General features: G+C 60.4%; 14 protein-coding genes. 9 read left to right on the forward strand and 5 right to left on the reverse strand.

All coding sequences use genetic code 11. The features are described 5' to 3' along the window. Nucleotides 1-31: 31 nt before the first annotated feature. A complete protein-coding gene (gene ccmB / locus ACE04I_RS00935) occupies nucleotides 32-691 on the reverse strand; it encodes a heme exporter protein CcmB (protein ID WP_487206376.1) in 660 nt (219 codons plus the stop codon). Further along, nucleotides 691-1335 carry a heme ABC exporter ATP-binding protein CcmA gene (gene ccmA, locus ACE04I_RS00940; protein WP_487206377.1) on the reverse strand — a complete coding sequence of 215 codons (645 nt, stop codon included), beginning with the start codon at nucleotides 1333-1335 and terminating at the stop codon, nucleotides 691-693. Before ccmA ends, ccmB begins: the two co-directional genes overlap by 1 nt. Nucleotides 1336-1596: 261 nt before the next feature. Here ccmA and acnA point away from each other — a divergent pair, with 261 nt between their 5' ends. From acnA to ACE04I_RS00960, 4 genes are all read left to right on the forward strand, one after another. Beyond that, nucleotides 1597-4290: an aconitate hydratase AcnA gene (gene acnA, locus ACE04I_RS00945; protein ID WP_487206378.1), complete on the forward strand. Its 2694-nt coding sequence runs from the start codon at nucleotides 1597-1599 to the stop codon at nucleotides 4288-4290. Between the two features lie 103 nt (nucleotides 4291-4393). Beyond that, entirely contained in the window at nucleotides 4394-5131 is a 738-nt protein-coding gene (locus ACE04I_RS00950) for a TSUP family transporter (protein ID WP_487206379.1), read from the forward strand. A 196-nt stretch (nucleotides 5132-5327) separates the two neighbouring features. Continuing rightward, nucleotides 5328-6077: a DUF1223 domain-containing protein gene (locus ACE04I_RS00955; protein ID WP_487206380.1), complete on the forward strand. Its 750-nt coding sequence runs from the start codon at nucleotides 5328-5330 to the stop codon at nucleotides 6075-6077. A 272-nt stretch (nucleotides 6078-6349) separates the two neighbouring features. After that, nucleotides 6350-6739, forward strand: a complete 390-nt coding sequence (locus ACE04I_RS00960; RefSeq protein ID WP_487206381.1) for a DUF2794 domain-containing protein — start codon at nucleotides 6350-6352, stop codon at nucleotides 6737-6739. A gap of 54 nt (nucleotides 6740-6793) precedes the next feature. On the opposite strand, the gene ACE04I_RS00965 is transcribed toward ACE04I_RS00960, so the two are convergent. From ACE04I_RS00965 to ACE04I_RS00975, 3 genes are all read right to left on the reverse strand, one after another. Then, nucleotides 6794-7540, reverse strand: coding sequence for a Bax inhibitor-1/YccA family protein (locus ACE04I_RS00965; RefSeq protein ID WP_487206382.1), 747 nt, complete (start codon nucleotides 7538-7540; stop codon nucleotides 6794-6796). Nucleotides 7541-7770: 230 nt separating this feature from the next. After that, nucleotides 7771-10314, reverse strand: a complete 2544-nt coding sequence (locus tag ACE04I_RS00970; protein WP_487206383.1) for an ABC transporter permease — start codon at nucleotides 10312-10314, stop codon at nucleotides 7771-7773. Next, nucleotides 10311-11021 (reverse strand): ABC transporter ATP-binding protein, encoded by a 711-nt coding sequence (locus ACE04I_RS00975; RefSeq protein WP_487206384.1) that lies wholly within the window; start codon nucleotides 11019-11021, stop codon nucleotides 10311-10313. The genes ACE04I_RS00970 and ACE04I_RS00975 overlap by 4 nt, the downstream gene beginning before the upstream one ends. A gap of 83 nt (nucleotides 11022-11104) precedes the next feature. Between ACE04I_RS00975 and ACE04I_RS00980 the strand changes: the two genes are divergently transcribed. The 5 genes from ACE04I_RS00980 (at nucleotide 11105) to ACE04I_RS01000 (ending at nucleotide 14045) form a co-directional block, all read left to right on the forward strand. Next, nucleotides 11105-11755, forward strand: a complete 651-nt coding sequence (locus ACE04I_RS00980) for an arylesterase (RefSeq protein ID WP_487206385.1) — start codon at nucleotides 11105-11107, stop codon at nucleotides 11753-11755. 65 nt (nucleotides 11756-11820) lie between these two features. Beyond that, on the forward strand, nucleotides 11821-12414 hold the full coding sequence (thpR, locus tag ACE04I_RS00985) for an RNA 2',3'-cyclic phosphodiesterase (RefSeq protein WP_046796257.1): 594 nt from the start codon (nucleotides 11821-11823) through the stop codon (nucleotides 12412-12414). Between the two features lie 27 nt (nucleotides 12415-12441). After that, a complete protein-coding gene (locus tag ACE04I_RS00990) occupies nucleotides 12442-12744 on the forward strand; it encodes a 4a-hydroxytetrahydrobiopterin dehydratase (RefSeq protein ID WP_046796258.1) in 303 nt (100 codons plus the stop codon). 65 nt (nucleotides 12745-12809) lie between these two features. After that, a complete protein-coding gene (locus ACE04I_RS00995; RefSeq protein WP_487206386.1) occupies nucleotides 12810-13205 on the forward strand; it encodes a YkvA family protein in 396 nt (131 codons plus the stop codon). A gap of 336 nt (nucleotides 13206-13541) precedes the next feature. After that, nucleotides 13542-14045 carry an invasion associated locus B family protein gene (locus ACE04I_RS01000; RefSeq protein WP_046796260.1) on the forward strand — a complete coding sequence of 168 codons (504 nt, stop codon included), beginning with the start codon at nucleotides 13542-13544 and terminating at the stop codon, nucleotides 14043-14045. Nucleotides 14046-14196 lie beyond the last annotated feature (151 nt).

The following is a 14196-nucleotide window of genomic DNA, read 5'->3' on the forward strand; positions in this document are numbered from 1 at the left end:
ACACGATGAGCGCCGGGCGCATTGATCCTAGTCAATCACCGGCATTCTTCAACGCCAGTGCTGCGCCAACCGGCCCCAGTACCGCAAAAAACATCGTGAGCGCCACCAATATCAGGAAAGGCGGCATAAACGGGGCGGGCTCCTCCACCGCCGCATAGGACGCACTGACGCCGAAGATCAGCACGGGGATGGCGAGCGGCAGGACGAGGATCGAGACGAGCAGCCCGCCGCGCGGCAGCGCCACCGCAACGGCGGCGCCGACTGCGCCGATGAAGGTGATCGCAGGCGTACCGGCGAGCAGGGTCAGCATCACCGCGCCGATCGCCACTTCGTTCATGTTCATGAAAAGGCCGAGCAGAGGCGAGGCTATGACGAGAGGCAGGCCGGTCGCGATCCAGTGCGCCAGGCATTTGACGAGTACCGTCAGCGCCAGCGGATGCTCCTGCATGAGCATCAGGTCGAGCGAGCCATCCTCGCGGTCGGTCTGGAACAGCCGGTCCAGCCCGAGAAGGGCCGAAAGCAGTGCACCGATCCAGAGGATCGCCGGACCGATGCGGGAAAGCAGGTTGAGATCCGGGCCGACGCCGAATGGAATGACGGCCACGACGGTCAGAAAGAACAATACGCCGATCAGCGCGCCGCCGCCGGCACGTACCGAAAGTTTAAGGTCGCGGAGGAGGAGGTCGATCATCACCACACACCCTCGCCGACACCGGCAAATCCCGTCATCCGGAGTTCCCGCGCATTCGTCAGCCCGAGAGGTTGATGAGTCGCGGCGATGACGATGCCTCCGTGCGCGAGGTGATTTCCGATCAGTCCGGTGATGATCACCTCCGCGCCCGAATCAAGCGCTGCGGTGGGTTCATCGAGCAGCCAGACGGGGCGATAAGCCACCAACAGCTTTGCGAAGGCCATACGCCGTTGCTGTCCGGCGGAAAGGTATCCGAAAGGCAGATGGATGATTTCCTGAAGGCCCACCGCCTCGGCCGCGTCCGAAACCGAAATGCCGGCTCCACCTGGGAAATCGCCGAAAAAGCTCTTCCAGAAAGAGAGGTTCTCGGCGACCGTGAGCTCGACCTTCATGGCGTTGCGATGGCCGAGATAGTGGCAGGCCTCGCAGGCGCGTGCTCCTGCCTCGGCGTCTTGCGAAAACCAGGAGATGTTTCCTTTCTCCGGCCGAAGCAAACCCGCGAGAACCCGCAGCAGCGTGGATTTTCCCGTGCCGTTGCGGCCGGTCAGGACGAGTGCTTCACCGGACGCCAGGACGAAGGAGATGTCGGCGAAAAGCAGGTCTTCGCCGCGTTTTGCCGCGATATTTTCGGCTGTCAGCCGCATGCTTCTCGCCTTCGTTCGAAATTTGATTGCCGGATGTGAAAAATCTTCAAAATGGTGTCTGGAACCCTTCTTAGAAATTATCTATAAGCACTGCAACCACGCCAGCGGCCGGCGTGATTTCCATCTTGCGCCGAACCTGAAGACATCAAAAATCTTCTCGTGCGGACAGCGGAAATGGTCGCACCCGCATCCTGATGTGCATGAAGTGCATAGGCGTCCGCACGCGCGTGTTGGCTCTTAGTATCAGCGGGGTTATTTTCCGTGTCCAAATCTCTCGACAGCTTCAATTGTCGCTCCGTACTTACCGTCGGTGGTAAGGACTATGTCTATTACAGCCTCCCCAAGGCCGAGGCGAACGGGCTCAAGGGCGTTTCCAAGCTTCCCTTCTCCATGAAGGTACTGCTCGAAAACCTTCTTCGCTTCGAAGATGGTCGTTCCGTCACCAAGGACCAGATTCTTGCCGTGGCGGAATGGCTGAACAACAAGGGCAAGGTCGAAAGCGAAATCGCCTATCGCCCGGCCCGCGTGCTGATGCAGGACTTCACCGGCGTTCCGGCCGTGGTGGACCTTGCGGCGATGCGCGACGGCATCAAGGCGCTCGGCGGCGATCCGGAAAAGATCAATCCGCTGGTTCCGGTCGATCTCGTTATCGACCACTCGGTCATCGTCGACGAATTCGGTACGCCGCAGGCCTTTGCCCGCAATGTCGAGCTGGAATACCAGCGCAACGGCGAGCGCTACCGCTTCCTGAAATGGGGTCAGCAGGCCTTCAAGAACTTCCGCGTCGTTCCTCCCGGCACGGGCATCTGTCACCAGGTCAATCTCGAATATCTCGGCCAGACGGTCTGGACGAATGAGGAAGACGGCGAAACCGTCGCCTATCCCGACACCTGCGTCGGCACCGATTCGCACACCACGATGATCAACGGCCTCGGCGTGCTGGGCTGGGGTGTCGGCGGCATCGAAGCGGAAGCCTCCATGCTCGGCCAGCCCGTTTCCATGCTCCTGCCGGAAGTCGTCGGCTTCAAGCTCACCGGCAAGCTGAAGGAAGGCGTCACCGCGACCGACCTCGTGCTGACCGTCGTGCAGATGCTGCGCAAGAAGGGCGTCGTATCCAAGTTCGTCGAATTCTTCGGCCCGGGCATGGATAACATGCCGCTCGCCGACCGCGCGACGATCGGCAACATGGGTCCTGAATACGGCGCGACCTGCGGCTTCTTCCCGGTTGACGGCGAAACTATCAACTACCTCAACATGTCCGGCCGCACCAAGGAGCGCATCGCGCTTGTTGAAGCCTATTCCAAGGCACAGGGCATGTGGCGCGAAGGCGACGGTTCCGATCTCGTCTTCACCGACACGCTGGAACTCGACCTCGGAGACGTCGTGCCGTCGATGGCGGGCCCGAAGCGCCCGGAAGGACGCATCGCGCTGGAAAACATCGCGTCCGGTTTCGCCGGCTCGATGGAGAGCGATTACAAGAAGCCCGGCCAGCTCGATAACCGTTATGCCGTCGAAGGCGAAGGCTTCGATCTCGGCCATGGCGACGTTGCGATCGCCGCCATCACCTCCTGCACCAATACGTCCAACCCATCGGTTCTGATTGCCGCCGGGCTGCTTGCACGCAACGCCGTTGCCAAGGGCTTGAAGACCAAGCCGTGGGTGAAGACCTCTCTGGCGCCGGGATCTCAGGTCGTCGGCGAATATCTTGCCAAGTCGGGTCTTCAGGCCGATTTGGACAAGCTCGGCTTCAACCTCGTCGGCTTCGGCTGCACGACCTGCATCGGCAATTCCGGCCCGCTGCCGGCGCCGATCTCGAAGACGATCAACGACAAGGGCCTGATCGTTGCCGGCGTGCTCTCGGGCAACCGCAACTTCGAAGGTCGCATCTCGCCGGACGTCCAGGCCAACTATCTCGCCTCGCCGCCGCTCGTCGTCGCCTATGCGCTCGCCGGCTCGGTCCAGAAGGACCTGACCAAGGAGCCGATCGGTGAGGACCAGAACGGCAATCCGGTCTACCTCAAGGATATCTGGCCGACCTCGCACGAAGTGCAGGAATTCATCCAGAAATACGTCACCCGCGAGCTCTACGAGAGCAAGTATGCGGACGTCTTCAAGGGTGACCAGCACTGGCAGGCGGTCAATGCTCCGACAGGACAGACCTATGCCTGGGACGACACGTCGACCTACGTGCAGAATCCGCCCTACTTCGTCGGCATGGGCAAGAAGGGCTCGGGCCTGAAGGATATCAAGGGCGCACGCGTTCTCGGCCTCTTCGGCGATAAGATCACTACCGACCACATTTCTCCGGCCGGTTCGATCAAGGCGGCTTCTCCGGCCGGCGCTTATCTCACGGAAAACGGCGTCGGAGTTGCCGACTTCAACCAGTACGGTACGCGGCGCGGCAACCATGAAGTGATGATGCGCGGCACCTTCGCCAATATCCGCATCCGCAACTTCATGCTTGGCCCGAACGGCAAGGAAGGTGGCTACACCATCCACTATCCGTCGAAGGAAGAGATGTCGATTTACGATGCCGCGATGAAATACAAGGAAGAGGGCGTTCCGCTCGTCATCTTCGCCGGTGTCGAATACGGCAACGGTTCGTCGCGCGACTGGGCTGCCAAGGGCACCAATCTGCTCGGCGTCAAGGCCGTCATCGCCCAGTCCTTTGAGCGCATCCATCGTTCGAACCTGGTCGGCATGGGTGTCGTGCCTTTCGTCTTCGAAGAGGGCACGACCTGGGCTTCGCTTGATCTCAAGGGCGATGAAGTGGTCACCATCGAAGGCCTGGAAGGCGACATCAAGCCGCGTGAGTGGAAGACGGCCAAGATCACCTATGGCGACGGCAAGGTGAAGGAAATCAACATCCTTTGCCGCATCGATACGCTCGATGAAGTCATCTACATGAACAATGGCGGCATTCTGCAGACCGTTCTTCGCGATCTGGCTGCGTAAGCTTCATGATCCGCATCCGCCGGAGCGTACCTCCGGCGGATGCTTTTCCCTCCGTTTTCCGGCGTCCGCTCATAGCGGCGTCCCGCCTCGATGAGGCCTGAGCTTGTCCCTCGTCATTTTTATCGGAATGGCCGTCACGGTTTTCCTGACGTCGTTTCTGTCAGGCATTTTCGGCATGGCAGGCGGGCTCATCCTGCTCTGGGTCCTGCTCTTCCTTTATCCGGTCGGCACGTCCATCGCGATCCATGGCGTCATCCAGATGACCTCCAACGGATCGCGGGCGTGGTTTTCCCGCGCCTATATCGACTGGAAGATCCTCGGTATATTGTGCGTCGGCGTGTTCGTGTCCGGTTCGGTTCTGTTTCTGATCGATTATACGCCAGACCTGACGGTCGTTCTGATCGGGGTCGGGCTGATGCCGATCCTGGTATGGTTGCCGTTCAAGCGGCTGCAGCTCGATGCTTCCCGTCCTTCCCATGCCTTTGTCGCCGGTCTCATGTCCGGCGCCCTGACCATCAGTGTCGGCGTGGCCGGGCCAACCGTCGATATTTTCTTCATTCGTACCGAGATGGATCGCCGCAAGGTCATCGCCACCAAGGCCTCGATCCAGACACTCTCCCATATGGCGAAGATCGCGTTCTACTGGGACGCGGCATCTAGACTGCCGGCTGTCGACCTGATGTCGGTGCTGGTCGCTGCGCCGATCGCCATTATCGGGGCGCTGGCGGGTAACGGAATCCTGCAGAGGATCACCGATGCGAACTTCCGCTCCTGGACACGCTGGGTCGTGACCGGAATCGGCGCCGTTTATTTCGCCCAGGGCATCGTGAAACTGCTCTGACTATCCCTTGTGTGTATTCATCAATGCGCGTGAAAGCTGAATGTCCGTTGGTGCCAGGGAATATCTTTGCCTCACCCCATCGTGACTTCCTCTTTATGTATCGGGACGGTTACCTTGCATCATCCAGCTTGTTAGGTTCTTGGTTACGATATCACATCGTCGCCAATACAAAGTCCTTCGAAGAGGTCTGCACTTCATGACGTCCCAGTTCCGCAAAGCGATCTTCCTCGCGGCCCTGCTGTTTTCGGGTACCGCGGTCGCGGAGGATACGAAACCGCCGAAGGGAGTCGTCGAATTGTTTACCTCTCAGGGCTGTTCGTCCTGCCCGCCGGCAGATACGGCCCTGCGCGACCTGGCCTTCCAGGGCGATGTCGTGGCGCTTTCCTACCATGTCGATTATTGGAACTATCTGGGTTGGACCGATACGCTGAGTTCGCGTGAAAATACTGAGCGGCAATACGGCTATGCCAGGACGCTTGGGCGAAGCGGCGTATACACGCCCCAGGCGGTGATCAATGGTCGGGACCATGTGAAGGGAACGGACCTGGCCGCCATCAACGGCAAGATCGATCTCCTGAAAGCCAGCGGCAAAGGCCTGAGCGTACCGGTCGAGGCATCATTGCGCGGCAAGGAGATCGAGATCGAAATCGGTGAGGGCAAAGGCGAGGCGGAGGTGGTCGTCGCCTATTTCACCAGGCACGAGCAGGTGGAAGTCCTCAAGGGCGAAAACAGCGGCAAGCGCATGGATTACTGGCATAGCGTCTACGACGTCCAGTCGGTCGGCATGTGGAACGGCAAAAGCATGAAGATCACCCTGCCGGGCAAGCTGATGGGCAAATCCAAGAAGGACGGCTGCGCCGTATTGCTGCAAGCCTCAGGCCCCGGCGGAGAACCGGCGGCTATCCTCGGCGCCACCATTCTGATGGTCGGGCGCAAGAAGTATTGAGTTTTTTGTCGGCGGCCCGGTCCGGGACACTGGGGGGCTGGGGGTAAGGGTCAATGTACCGGACCGGACCAAATTGGCGCAGAATCCACGCCAATCGACGCAGTCAATCTCGCTTTTGAATCGGGCGCTGTTTTGTCCGAAATGGGGCAAGAATAAAAACACCATCTCTGAACCAAAGCGGCACATGCAAAGGTTCCGGGGAGCAGGGTTGCATTTTCAATCCTCTCGGGCACACTGTCATCTCTCTGACATCTGATGACTTGGGAGCCTTGATGACAGATCAGCCGGATTTGCCGGGGAGCCAGAGTCCCCGTGACACAGCCGTCGTCGTCGATCTCAGCGAATATCGGCAGAGCCGCGACCCCGCCCCGGTCACCTTCCACCGGCGGGAGCTGGACGCAATCCTGAAAATCTACGGACGCATGGTCGGCGAGGGCGAATGGAAAGACTACGCCATCGACCATCTGAAGGACCGCGCGGTCTTCTCGATCTTCAAGCGATCGGGTGAAGTGCCGCTCTATCGGATAGAGAAGAATCCGAAATTCGCCAACAGGCAGGGCGCTTTTAGCGTCCTCAACACCCATGGAATGGTCCTCAAGCGAGGCCATGAGCTGCCGCAAGTTCTGAAGGTCTTCGACAAGGCTCTGAAACTCATCGATTGAACAACAAAAAAGGCGGCTCGAAAGCCGCCTTCTTCGTATTCATGTCCTATGCCGTTATTCTTCGCGATTGCCGAGGAACTGCAGCAGGAACGTGAACAGGTTGATGAAGTCGAGGTAGAGCGTCAGCGCGCCCATGATGGCCTTGCGGCCCATTACCGCGACGTCGTCGGCGTCGTAGTACATTTCCTTGATCTTCTGCGTGTCATAGGCTGTGAGACCGGCAAAGATCAGCACGCCGATTGCGGAGATGGCAAAGCCCATCGCCGAGGACTGCAGGAAGATATTCACCAGCGAAGCGATGATCAGGCCGAACAGGCCCATGATCAGGAACGAGCCCATGCCGGACAAGTCCTTCTTCGTCGTGTAACCGTAGAGCGACAGGGCGCCGAACGAGGCGGCCGTGACGAAGAAGGTCTGCACGATGCTTTGGCCGGTGAAGACCAGGAAGATCGACGACAGCGAGAGGCCCATCAGCGCGGCATAGACCCAGAAGGTCGTTTGCGCGGCCGCGACGCTCATCGAGTTGATGCGGAAGCTGAGGAAGAAGACCATCGCCAGCGGAGCCAGCATGACAACCCATTTCAGCGGGCTGGTATAGAGGAGCTGGCCGAAAGCCGTAAGCTGGCCATCGGCAACCGCCATCTGCCATGTCAGGAAGGCCGCCACGCCGGTGATCGCCAGCCCCGCTGCCATCAGGTTATAAACCTTCAGCATATAGGCGCGGAGGCCCTCGTCGATCATCGCACCCGTCTGGACGCCGGTTCGCGCCATTCGGTTTTGATAGTTATTGAAGTCAGCCATTGTTTCCTCTTCAAGCTCCGGAATTGTTCACGGTGTCGGGCCCCCTTCGTTGACCCAGGCGCCGCTGCGGAGCTCCAGCAAGCCTGTCGTCAAATATGATGCGAGACCGCGTTTCATACAAGGGGTGAAGGCCGCGAAACCGCAGGCCATAGCGTGAATTAAGCAACCTATGAGGCATTCTGACAGGATTTTGATCCGAGAGTTAATGCAATTTGCAACTCTTGGGAGAGCTAAAGCTCCCGCAGGACCGGAGCGGCCTTCTGCCCGAGGATTCGCCAGGTTCCGATGAGGCCGATGCCGACGGTCAGCACCAGCGAAACGGCGAGCGTCAGCACCGCCACATCCGGCAGGAAGGCCGATGGCAGGTTCATGATGCGGTTCACCACGAACCAGGCCGAAACGCTGCCGGCGAACAGTCCGAAGACCGCCGTCGCAGTCCCAAGTAGCATGTATTCGTAGCTGAAGGCGCGCATCAGCATGCTCCGGGTTCCGCCGAGCGTCTTCAGCACCACTGCATCGTGGGTGCGGGCGCGGTTGCCGGCGGCGAGCGCGCCCGCAAGAACCAGCACCGAAGCGATGAGCGCCACCGCCGCCGCGGCGCGAATGGCGGTAGCGAGCTGGCTGACAAGCTGATCGACGATATCGATGGCATCCTTGACGCGGACGCTGGTGATGGTCGGATAGGCATTGGTAACGGCGCGCAAGATCGCAGCTTCCTGCTGGGCGGTAGCCGACGGGTCGCTCAATGTCGCGAGCCAGGCATGCGGCGCGCCGCGGAACGTGTTGGGAGAGAAGACCATCACGAAATTGATCGACAGCGATTCCCACTCGACTTGCCGGAAGTTGGCGATCCGCGCGGTGATGTTGCGGCCGAGCACGTTGACGGTGACCGTATCGCCGAGCTTGAGGCCGAGTTCGGCGGCTTCCTCCGCCGAGAAGGAAACGAGCGGCTCGCCGGAATAGTCCGCCGGCCACCATTCACCCTGCGTAAGGCTCGAGTTGGCGGGCAGCTTTTCCTCATATGTGATGCCGCGGTCGCCGCGCAGCACCCAGCGACCGGCCGCCGGCACATTCATGGTCGTCACGTCGTCACCGTTGAAGGCGAGGATGCGTCCGCGCAGCATCGGCACCTGGGTCACTTCGCCCTCGGGAGATTGCTGTTCCAGGATGTTCAGGAAACCCTCTCGCTCCGCGTTCTGGATGTCGACGAAGAAGAAATTCGGCGCGCGTTCCGTCATATTGCCGGTGAGTTCGCGGCGCAGATTGCCGTCGATCAGCGCCAGCGTCACCAGGAGAGCAAGGCCGAGGCCAAGCGACAGCACCACCGAAGGCGTCAGGGCGCCGGGACGGTGAATATTGCCGATCGCGAGCCTGAGTGCCGGTGAGTTGACCCTTGGACTGCGGCGGGCGAGCGCTGCTACCCCCGCCGCTACCAGGCGCAGCAGAACGAAGGCTCCGGCGACCGCGGCGAGGAAGACCGCGGCGACGAAGCGTTCCTCCGCCGCGGCTATCGCAAGCCCAGCGAGCAGCGCCAGCGCCGCACCGGCCGCCAGCACGTAGGGCCATGAGGGCCATCGGGCGGCATCGAAGCTCTGCTCCCTGAAAAGCGCCGTCGCCGGCACTTCGCGCGCGTGGCCGAGCGGCAGGATAGTGAAGGCGAACGTGATGAGCAGACCGAAGAGAGCCGCAAGCCCGAGCGCGGAGGGATAGAATACCACCTCCCGCGGCACCGGCAGCACGCCTTCCAGGAAGCGCAGTGCAATGAAGGGGGAGGCCGCGCCGATCGCCAGCCCGATGACGATCCCTATCAATGCCAGCAGCAGGATCTGGGTGAGATAGATCAGCGTCACGACGAAGGCTGGAGCACCAAGACATTTGAAGGTGGCGATCGTGGTGCGTTTGGCATCGAGGAAGGCGCGTACGGCATTCGCCACGCCGACCCCGCCGACGATCAGCGCGGTGAGGCCAACCAGCGTCAGGAATTGCGAAAACCGGTCGACGTTCTCCGCAAGCGACGGCGCGGCGCGATCACTGAGCCGGATCGACCAGCCGGCGCTCGGAAATTCCCGGTTGGCGCGGTCCTGGATGGTGCCGCGGATCGCGGGATCGTCGAGCCGCACCTTGTAGGCGTGTTCGACAAGACTTCCGGTCTGGATGAGGCCAGAGGCGACCAGAGCGGCGCGGCTGACGAGCAGGCGTGGCGCGAATCCGAAGCCGTCGGAAAGCGCGTCCGGCTCGGCCACGATTGTCCCGGCTATCCGCAGGCGGGCGTTGCCGAGCAGCAATTCGTCGCCCACCGAAAGCCCTAGCCGCTCGAGGAGCAGCGGTGCGGCAAGCGCGCTGAAGTCTCCGCCATTCTCAGCCAGCAAGGTTGATAGCGGGGCTCCCGGGCTTGCGGTGAAGGTGCCGTAGAGCGGATAGGCGTCGTCCACCGCCTTCACTTCGACCAGTGCCTGTTCCGAACCGTCCGGCTTGCGGGCCATGGAACGGAGGTTAGTGGAGAGCGAAACGGTGCCGAGGCCGTCGAGGAAAGCGCGTTCTTCCGTTGTCGCCTCGCGATTGTTGAGTTCGAAGCGGATGTCGCCGGCTAGGATTTCCTGCCCCTGGGAGGCGATCGCGCCGGTGATGGCGCGCGAAACGGAATTCACCGCGGCGATCGCGCCGGTGCCGAGCGCGATGCAGGCGAGGAAGATATAGAAGCCGGCGAGGCCGCCACGCATCTCGCGCCATGCAAGCCGGAAGGCGATCGCGAGACGGGGAAAGGCCGATCTCATGCCGAAACTGCCTGTACGGGCGCGACCTCGGCCGTATCTCCGACGATCTGGCCGGAACGGACGCGGATCTGCCGCGAGCAGCGGGCGGCAAGCGAATTGTCGTGGGTGACGAGCAGCATGGTCATGCCGCGTTCGGCCTGCTTGGCAAACAGTAGATCGGCGATCTGCCGGCCCGTTTCCGTATCGAGATTACCGGTCGGTTCATCGGCGATCAGGACGGCGGGCGAGGGTGCGAGCGCACGGGCGATTGCGACACGCTGTTGCTCGCCGCCGGAAAGCTGGCCGGGATAATGGCCGAGCCTTTCTCCGAGGCCCACCGCGGTCAACTCGCGGCGAGCTATATCGAAGGGGTCTTTCACATTGGCGAGTTCGAGCGGTACGGCGACATTCTCGAGCGCCGTCATGTTGGCGATCAGGTGGAAGGATTGGAAGACGATGCCGATGTTGCGGCCGCGGAAATCGGCGAGCGCGTCCTCCGACAGGCTGTGGAGCGCCGTGTCCTTGATGAAGATCTCTCCGCTATCGAGCCGTTCCAATCCGGCAAGCACCATCAATAGGGTGGATTTTCCAGAGCCGGACGGCCCGACGATACCGACGGCCTCTCCGGAGCGGATGGAAAGATCGATCCCCTTCAGGACATGCACGGATGCAGCCGCGCTGCCGAGCGTCAGATCGGCTTTCTTCAGCTCGATGATGGTTTTTGTCAAAGTCGGCTTCCTATATTGAGCTCAAACCAGGATCGTGAAATCGAATGCCGCAGCGCGGTAGCGCCCAATTTAAGGAACGGACCATGAGTTTTAAAGCAAGTCTCCTTCACTTCATCGTCATGTCCGTTCTTGTGCTTACCCCGCTGTCGGCCGCGGCGCAGGACCGTCCGACCCAGCTCGTCGGCCTGGGGGATAGCCTGATGGCGGGCTATCAGCTCGCCCCCGGCGAATCCTATACAGCGCAGCTCGAAGCGGCGCTGAAGGCGAAAGGCCATGACCTGGTAGTCACTAATGCAGGTGTTTCCGGCGATACGACTGCGGGTGGGCTCTCCCGCGTCGATTGGTCGGTGCCGGATGGAACGGACGGGGTCATCCTCGAACTCGGCGCCAATGATGCCCTGCGCGGCATCTCGCCGGAGGAGACAGAAAAGAACTTGGATGCGATCCTGACGAGGCTCAAGGAGCGCGGCATTGCGGTGCTGCTTGCCGGCATGCTGGCGCCGCCGAACATGGGCGGCGATTATGCTGAAAGGTTCAATCCCATCTACCAGCGGCTCGCGGAAAAACATGGCGTTCCGCTCTATCCGTTCTTCCTTGATGGCGTGACCACGGTCGAGGGCATGCAGCTAGAGGACGGCATGCATCCGAACGCAAAGGGTGTGACGGCAATGGTGGAGAAGTCGCTGCCCGCCGTGGAAAGCTTCCTGGGGGACATCAGCGGTGGGGGAAATTAGCGCTTGCGTGGAACCCCGTTGCGTGATTCGCTGTTGATATCTGCAAGAGATTCGAGGAGGTCCCCATGCCGAGACTTTTCACCGCCCTCGAAATTCCGCGCAATCTGGCCCTCAGCCTCTCCCTATTGCGCGGTGGTCTACCTGGAGCCCGGTGGATCGACGTGGAGAACTATCACATAACACTTCGCTTCATCGGAGACGTCGACGGGCGCACCGCCGACGAGATCGTCGACCGGCTGGACCGGATCGATCGACCCGAATTCCCGTTGACGCTTACCGGTATAGGTTCGTTCGGCTCCAAGAAGCCGCATTCCGTCTGGGCGGGTGTCGCTCCATCGGTGGAAATCCATGCCTTACAAGCGGAAATCGAACGAATGTGCCAAAGGATCGGCCTACCGCCCGATCCGCGCAAGTTCACCCCGCATGTGACGCTGGCGCGCTTGAAAAACTGCCGCCTCGACGATGTGGTTCACTATCTTTCAGGGCGCGGCAATTTCCAGACCGCGCCCTTTACCGTTCCGCGTTTCGTACTGATGTCCTCGAAGGAGTCGGTGGGAGGCGGACCATACCTCACGGAAGAGGTATTCCCGCTGCGGGAAGTCGGCTTCGGTTCCTCCAGCTCGATCGCGGAGCTGGTTCCCGCCAAGGGGTTTTATTAAGTAGACGTCGATCTGGAGGCCATGCGAATGGCACGTGAAAAGCTCGATATCGAAGCAATCGCAGGCGAACTCGAAACCCTCGATGGATGGGAATTGCGTTCCGAGGGCGATGCGATCTCCAGGAGCTTCAAGTTCCGCAATTTTTCCGAGGCATTCGGCTTCATGGCCGAATGCGCGCTTGCGGCAGAAAAGCTCAATCACCATCCGGAATGGTTCAATGTCTATTCCCGGGTGGATGTCACGCTCAGCACTCATGATGCCAAGGGGCTGACGGAACTGGATTTCAAGCTTGCCCGGCTCATGGACAAGCTCGCTGCCCGTCGCGATTGAACTCGCTCTCCTGTCACCCATATAGGGGCTGGCGCGGCTTGCTGCCGTGTTTTCCGGAGATCGACATGGATGACGTGAAGATTGGCGAAATCCTCCTGCCCGGCGACGAGGATACGCGGGGACGCCGTGAGAAGCAGGTGAAGGCCAAGTTCTGGCCCACGCTGAAGCGCGCCGTCCGTTATGTTCCATTCAGTCGCGATCTCGTGGCGGCCTATTATTGTGCGATCGACCCCAGGACGCCGGCTCGTGTGCGCGGCGTGCTGCTCGCCGCTCTTGCCTATTTCGTCCTGCCTTTGGATTTCATTCCCGACTTCTTCGTGCTTGCGGGCTTCACCGATGACGTTGCGGTGCTCGCAGCCGCCTTCAGGATGATCCAGGGCCACATCGCCGACCGGCACTACGATGCCGCGGATCAGGCGCTTGCAGACGACCCGGAGCTTCAGGCCGATTCCTCGAAATAGTTGCTTCCGCCGCTGGCCGATACGGCCTATTCCAATCAATAGTTGAACAATCTAATGTCATCTGAAGGGCGGGGATAAAGACAAATTCTTGCCCCAATCCTTATGTCAGTGGTTCGCCGATGGGATGGAACTTCTGGGCGGGCCTGCTTTTTCGATGCCTCATGACTGGTAACGATCGCGTGCAGACTGGCTGGGAATAAGACAAAAATCCAATTTTCAAGGCAGCGTTGACGGTTTGGTAACCAGAATTAAGTCAAATTAAACCGTATTACGACCATGCCTGACAAGCTTGCCCGGTCGGGCCCTTGGAAACGATAAGAAAACCGGCAGGAGATCATGTCTGTAAGAATTATTGCAACCGTATTGGCCCTCACGCTGGCGAGCGCCGGCATTGCATCGGCTCAATCGCCGACACGCATCCAGCAGTTCAAGGCTTGGGGCGCATATTCCTACAAATCCGGCAACAACACGGTCTGCTATGTTCTTTCGGTTCCGACCGCCAAGGAGCCAGCCGCCGTGGACCACGGTGATATCTTCTTCATCGTTTCGCAGCGTCCGGGACAGAATATCTCCTACGAGCCGCAGGCGATGATGGGCTATACGCTGCAAGCCAATTCCAAGGTCAACGTGACGGTCGACGGCAAGAGCTTCGTGATGTTCACCAAGGATAAGGCAGCCTGGGTGGAGAATGCAGCCGAAGAGCCTGCGCTGGTCGCCGCGATGCGGTCCGGCAGTTCGATGACGGTGAACGCCACGTCGGCCCGCGGTACCAAGACCTCCTATTCCTATTCGTTGTCGGGTATCTCTGCTGCCCTGAAGCAGATCGAGAGCTGCAGATAAATTCCGTTCGCTAGTGGCGGATTGCAAAGGGCCGGTCCTTCGACTGGCCCTTACGCGTTTTGGAAGGCCGTTACGTCCGATGAGACGCAAGTAGTGACGCGCGGGCGAATTGATGGTAAAGCGCCTCGCAACGACAGTCCGGCGCCCATGC

The sequence above is a fragment of the Rhizobium moroccans genome, assembly GCF_057559155.1.

Bases quoted from the DNA above. Each gene is read 5' to 3' on its own strand.
- ACE04I_RS00970 (WP_487206383.1), bottom strand. From the start codon at position 10,314: ATGAGATCGGCCTTTCCCCGTCTCGCGATCGCCTTCCGGCTTGCATGG.
- ACE04I_RS01000 (WP_046796260.1), top strand. From the start codon at position 13,542: ATGTCTGTAAGAATTATTGCAACCGTATTGGCCCTCACGCTGGCGAGC.
- ACE04I_RS00955 (WP_487206380.1), top strand. From the start codon at position 5,328: ATGACGTCCCAGTTCCGCAAAGCGATCTTCCTCGCGGCCCTGCTGTTT.
- ACE04I_RS00995 (WP_487206386.1), top strand. From the start codon at position 12,810: ATGGATGACGTGAAGATTGGCGAAATCCTCCTGCCCGGCGACGAGGAT.
- ccmB (WP_487206376.1), bottom strand. From the start codon at position 691: ATGATCGACCTCCTCCTCCGCGACCTTAAACTTTCGGTACGTGCCGGC.
- ACE04I_RS00990 (WP_046796258.1), top strand. From the start codon at position 12,442: ATGGCACGTGAAAAGCTCGATATCGAAGCAATCGCAGGCGAACTCGAA.
- ACE04I_RS00980 (WP_487206385.1), top strand. From the start codon at position 11,105: ATGAGTTTTAAAGCAAGTCTCCTTCACTTCATCGTCATGTCCGTTCTT.
- ccmA (WP_487206377.1), bottom strand. From the start codon at position 1,335: ATGCGGCTGACAGCCGAAAATATCGCGGCAAAACGCGGCGAAGACCTG.
- ACE04I_RS00965 (WP_487206382.1), bottom strand. From the start codon at position 7,540: ATGGCTGACTTCAATAACTATCAAAACCGAATGGCGCGAACCGGCGTC.
- thpR (WP_046796257.1), top strand. From the start codon at position 11,821: ATGCCGAGACTTTTCACCGCCCTCGAAATTCCGCGCAATCTGGCCCTC.
- ACE04I_RS00960 (WP_487206381.1), top strand. From the start codon at position 6,350: ATGACAGATCAGCCGGATTTGCCGGGGAGCCAGAGTCCCCGTGACACA.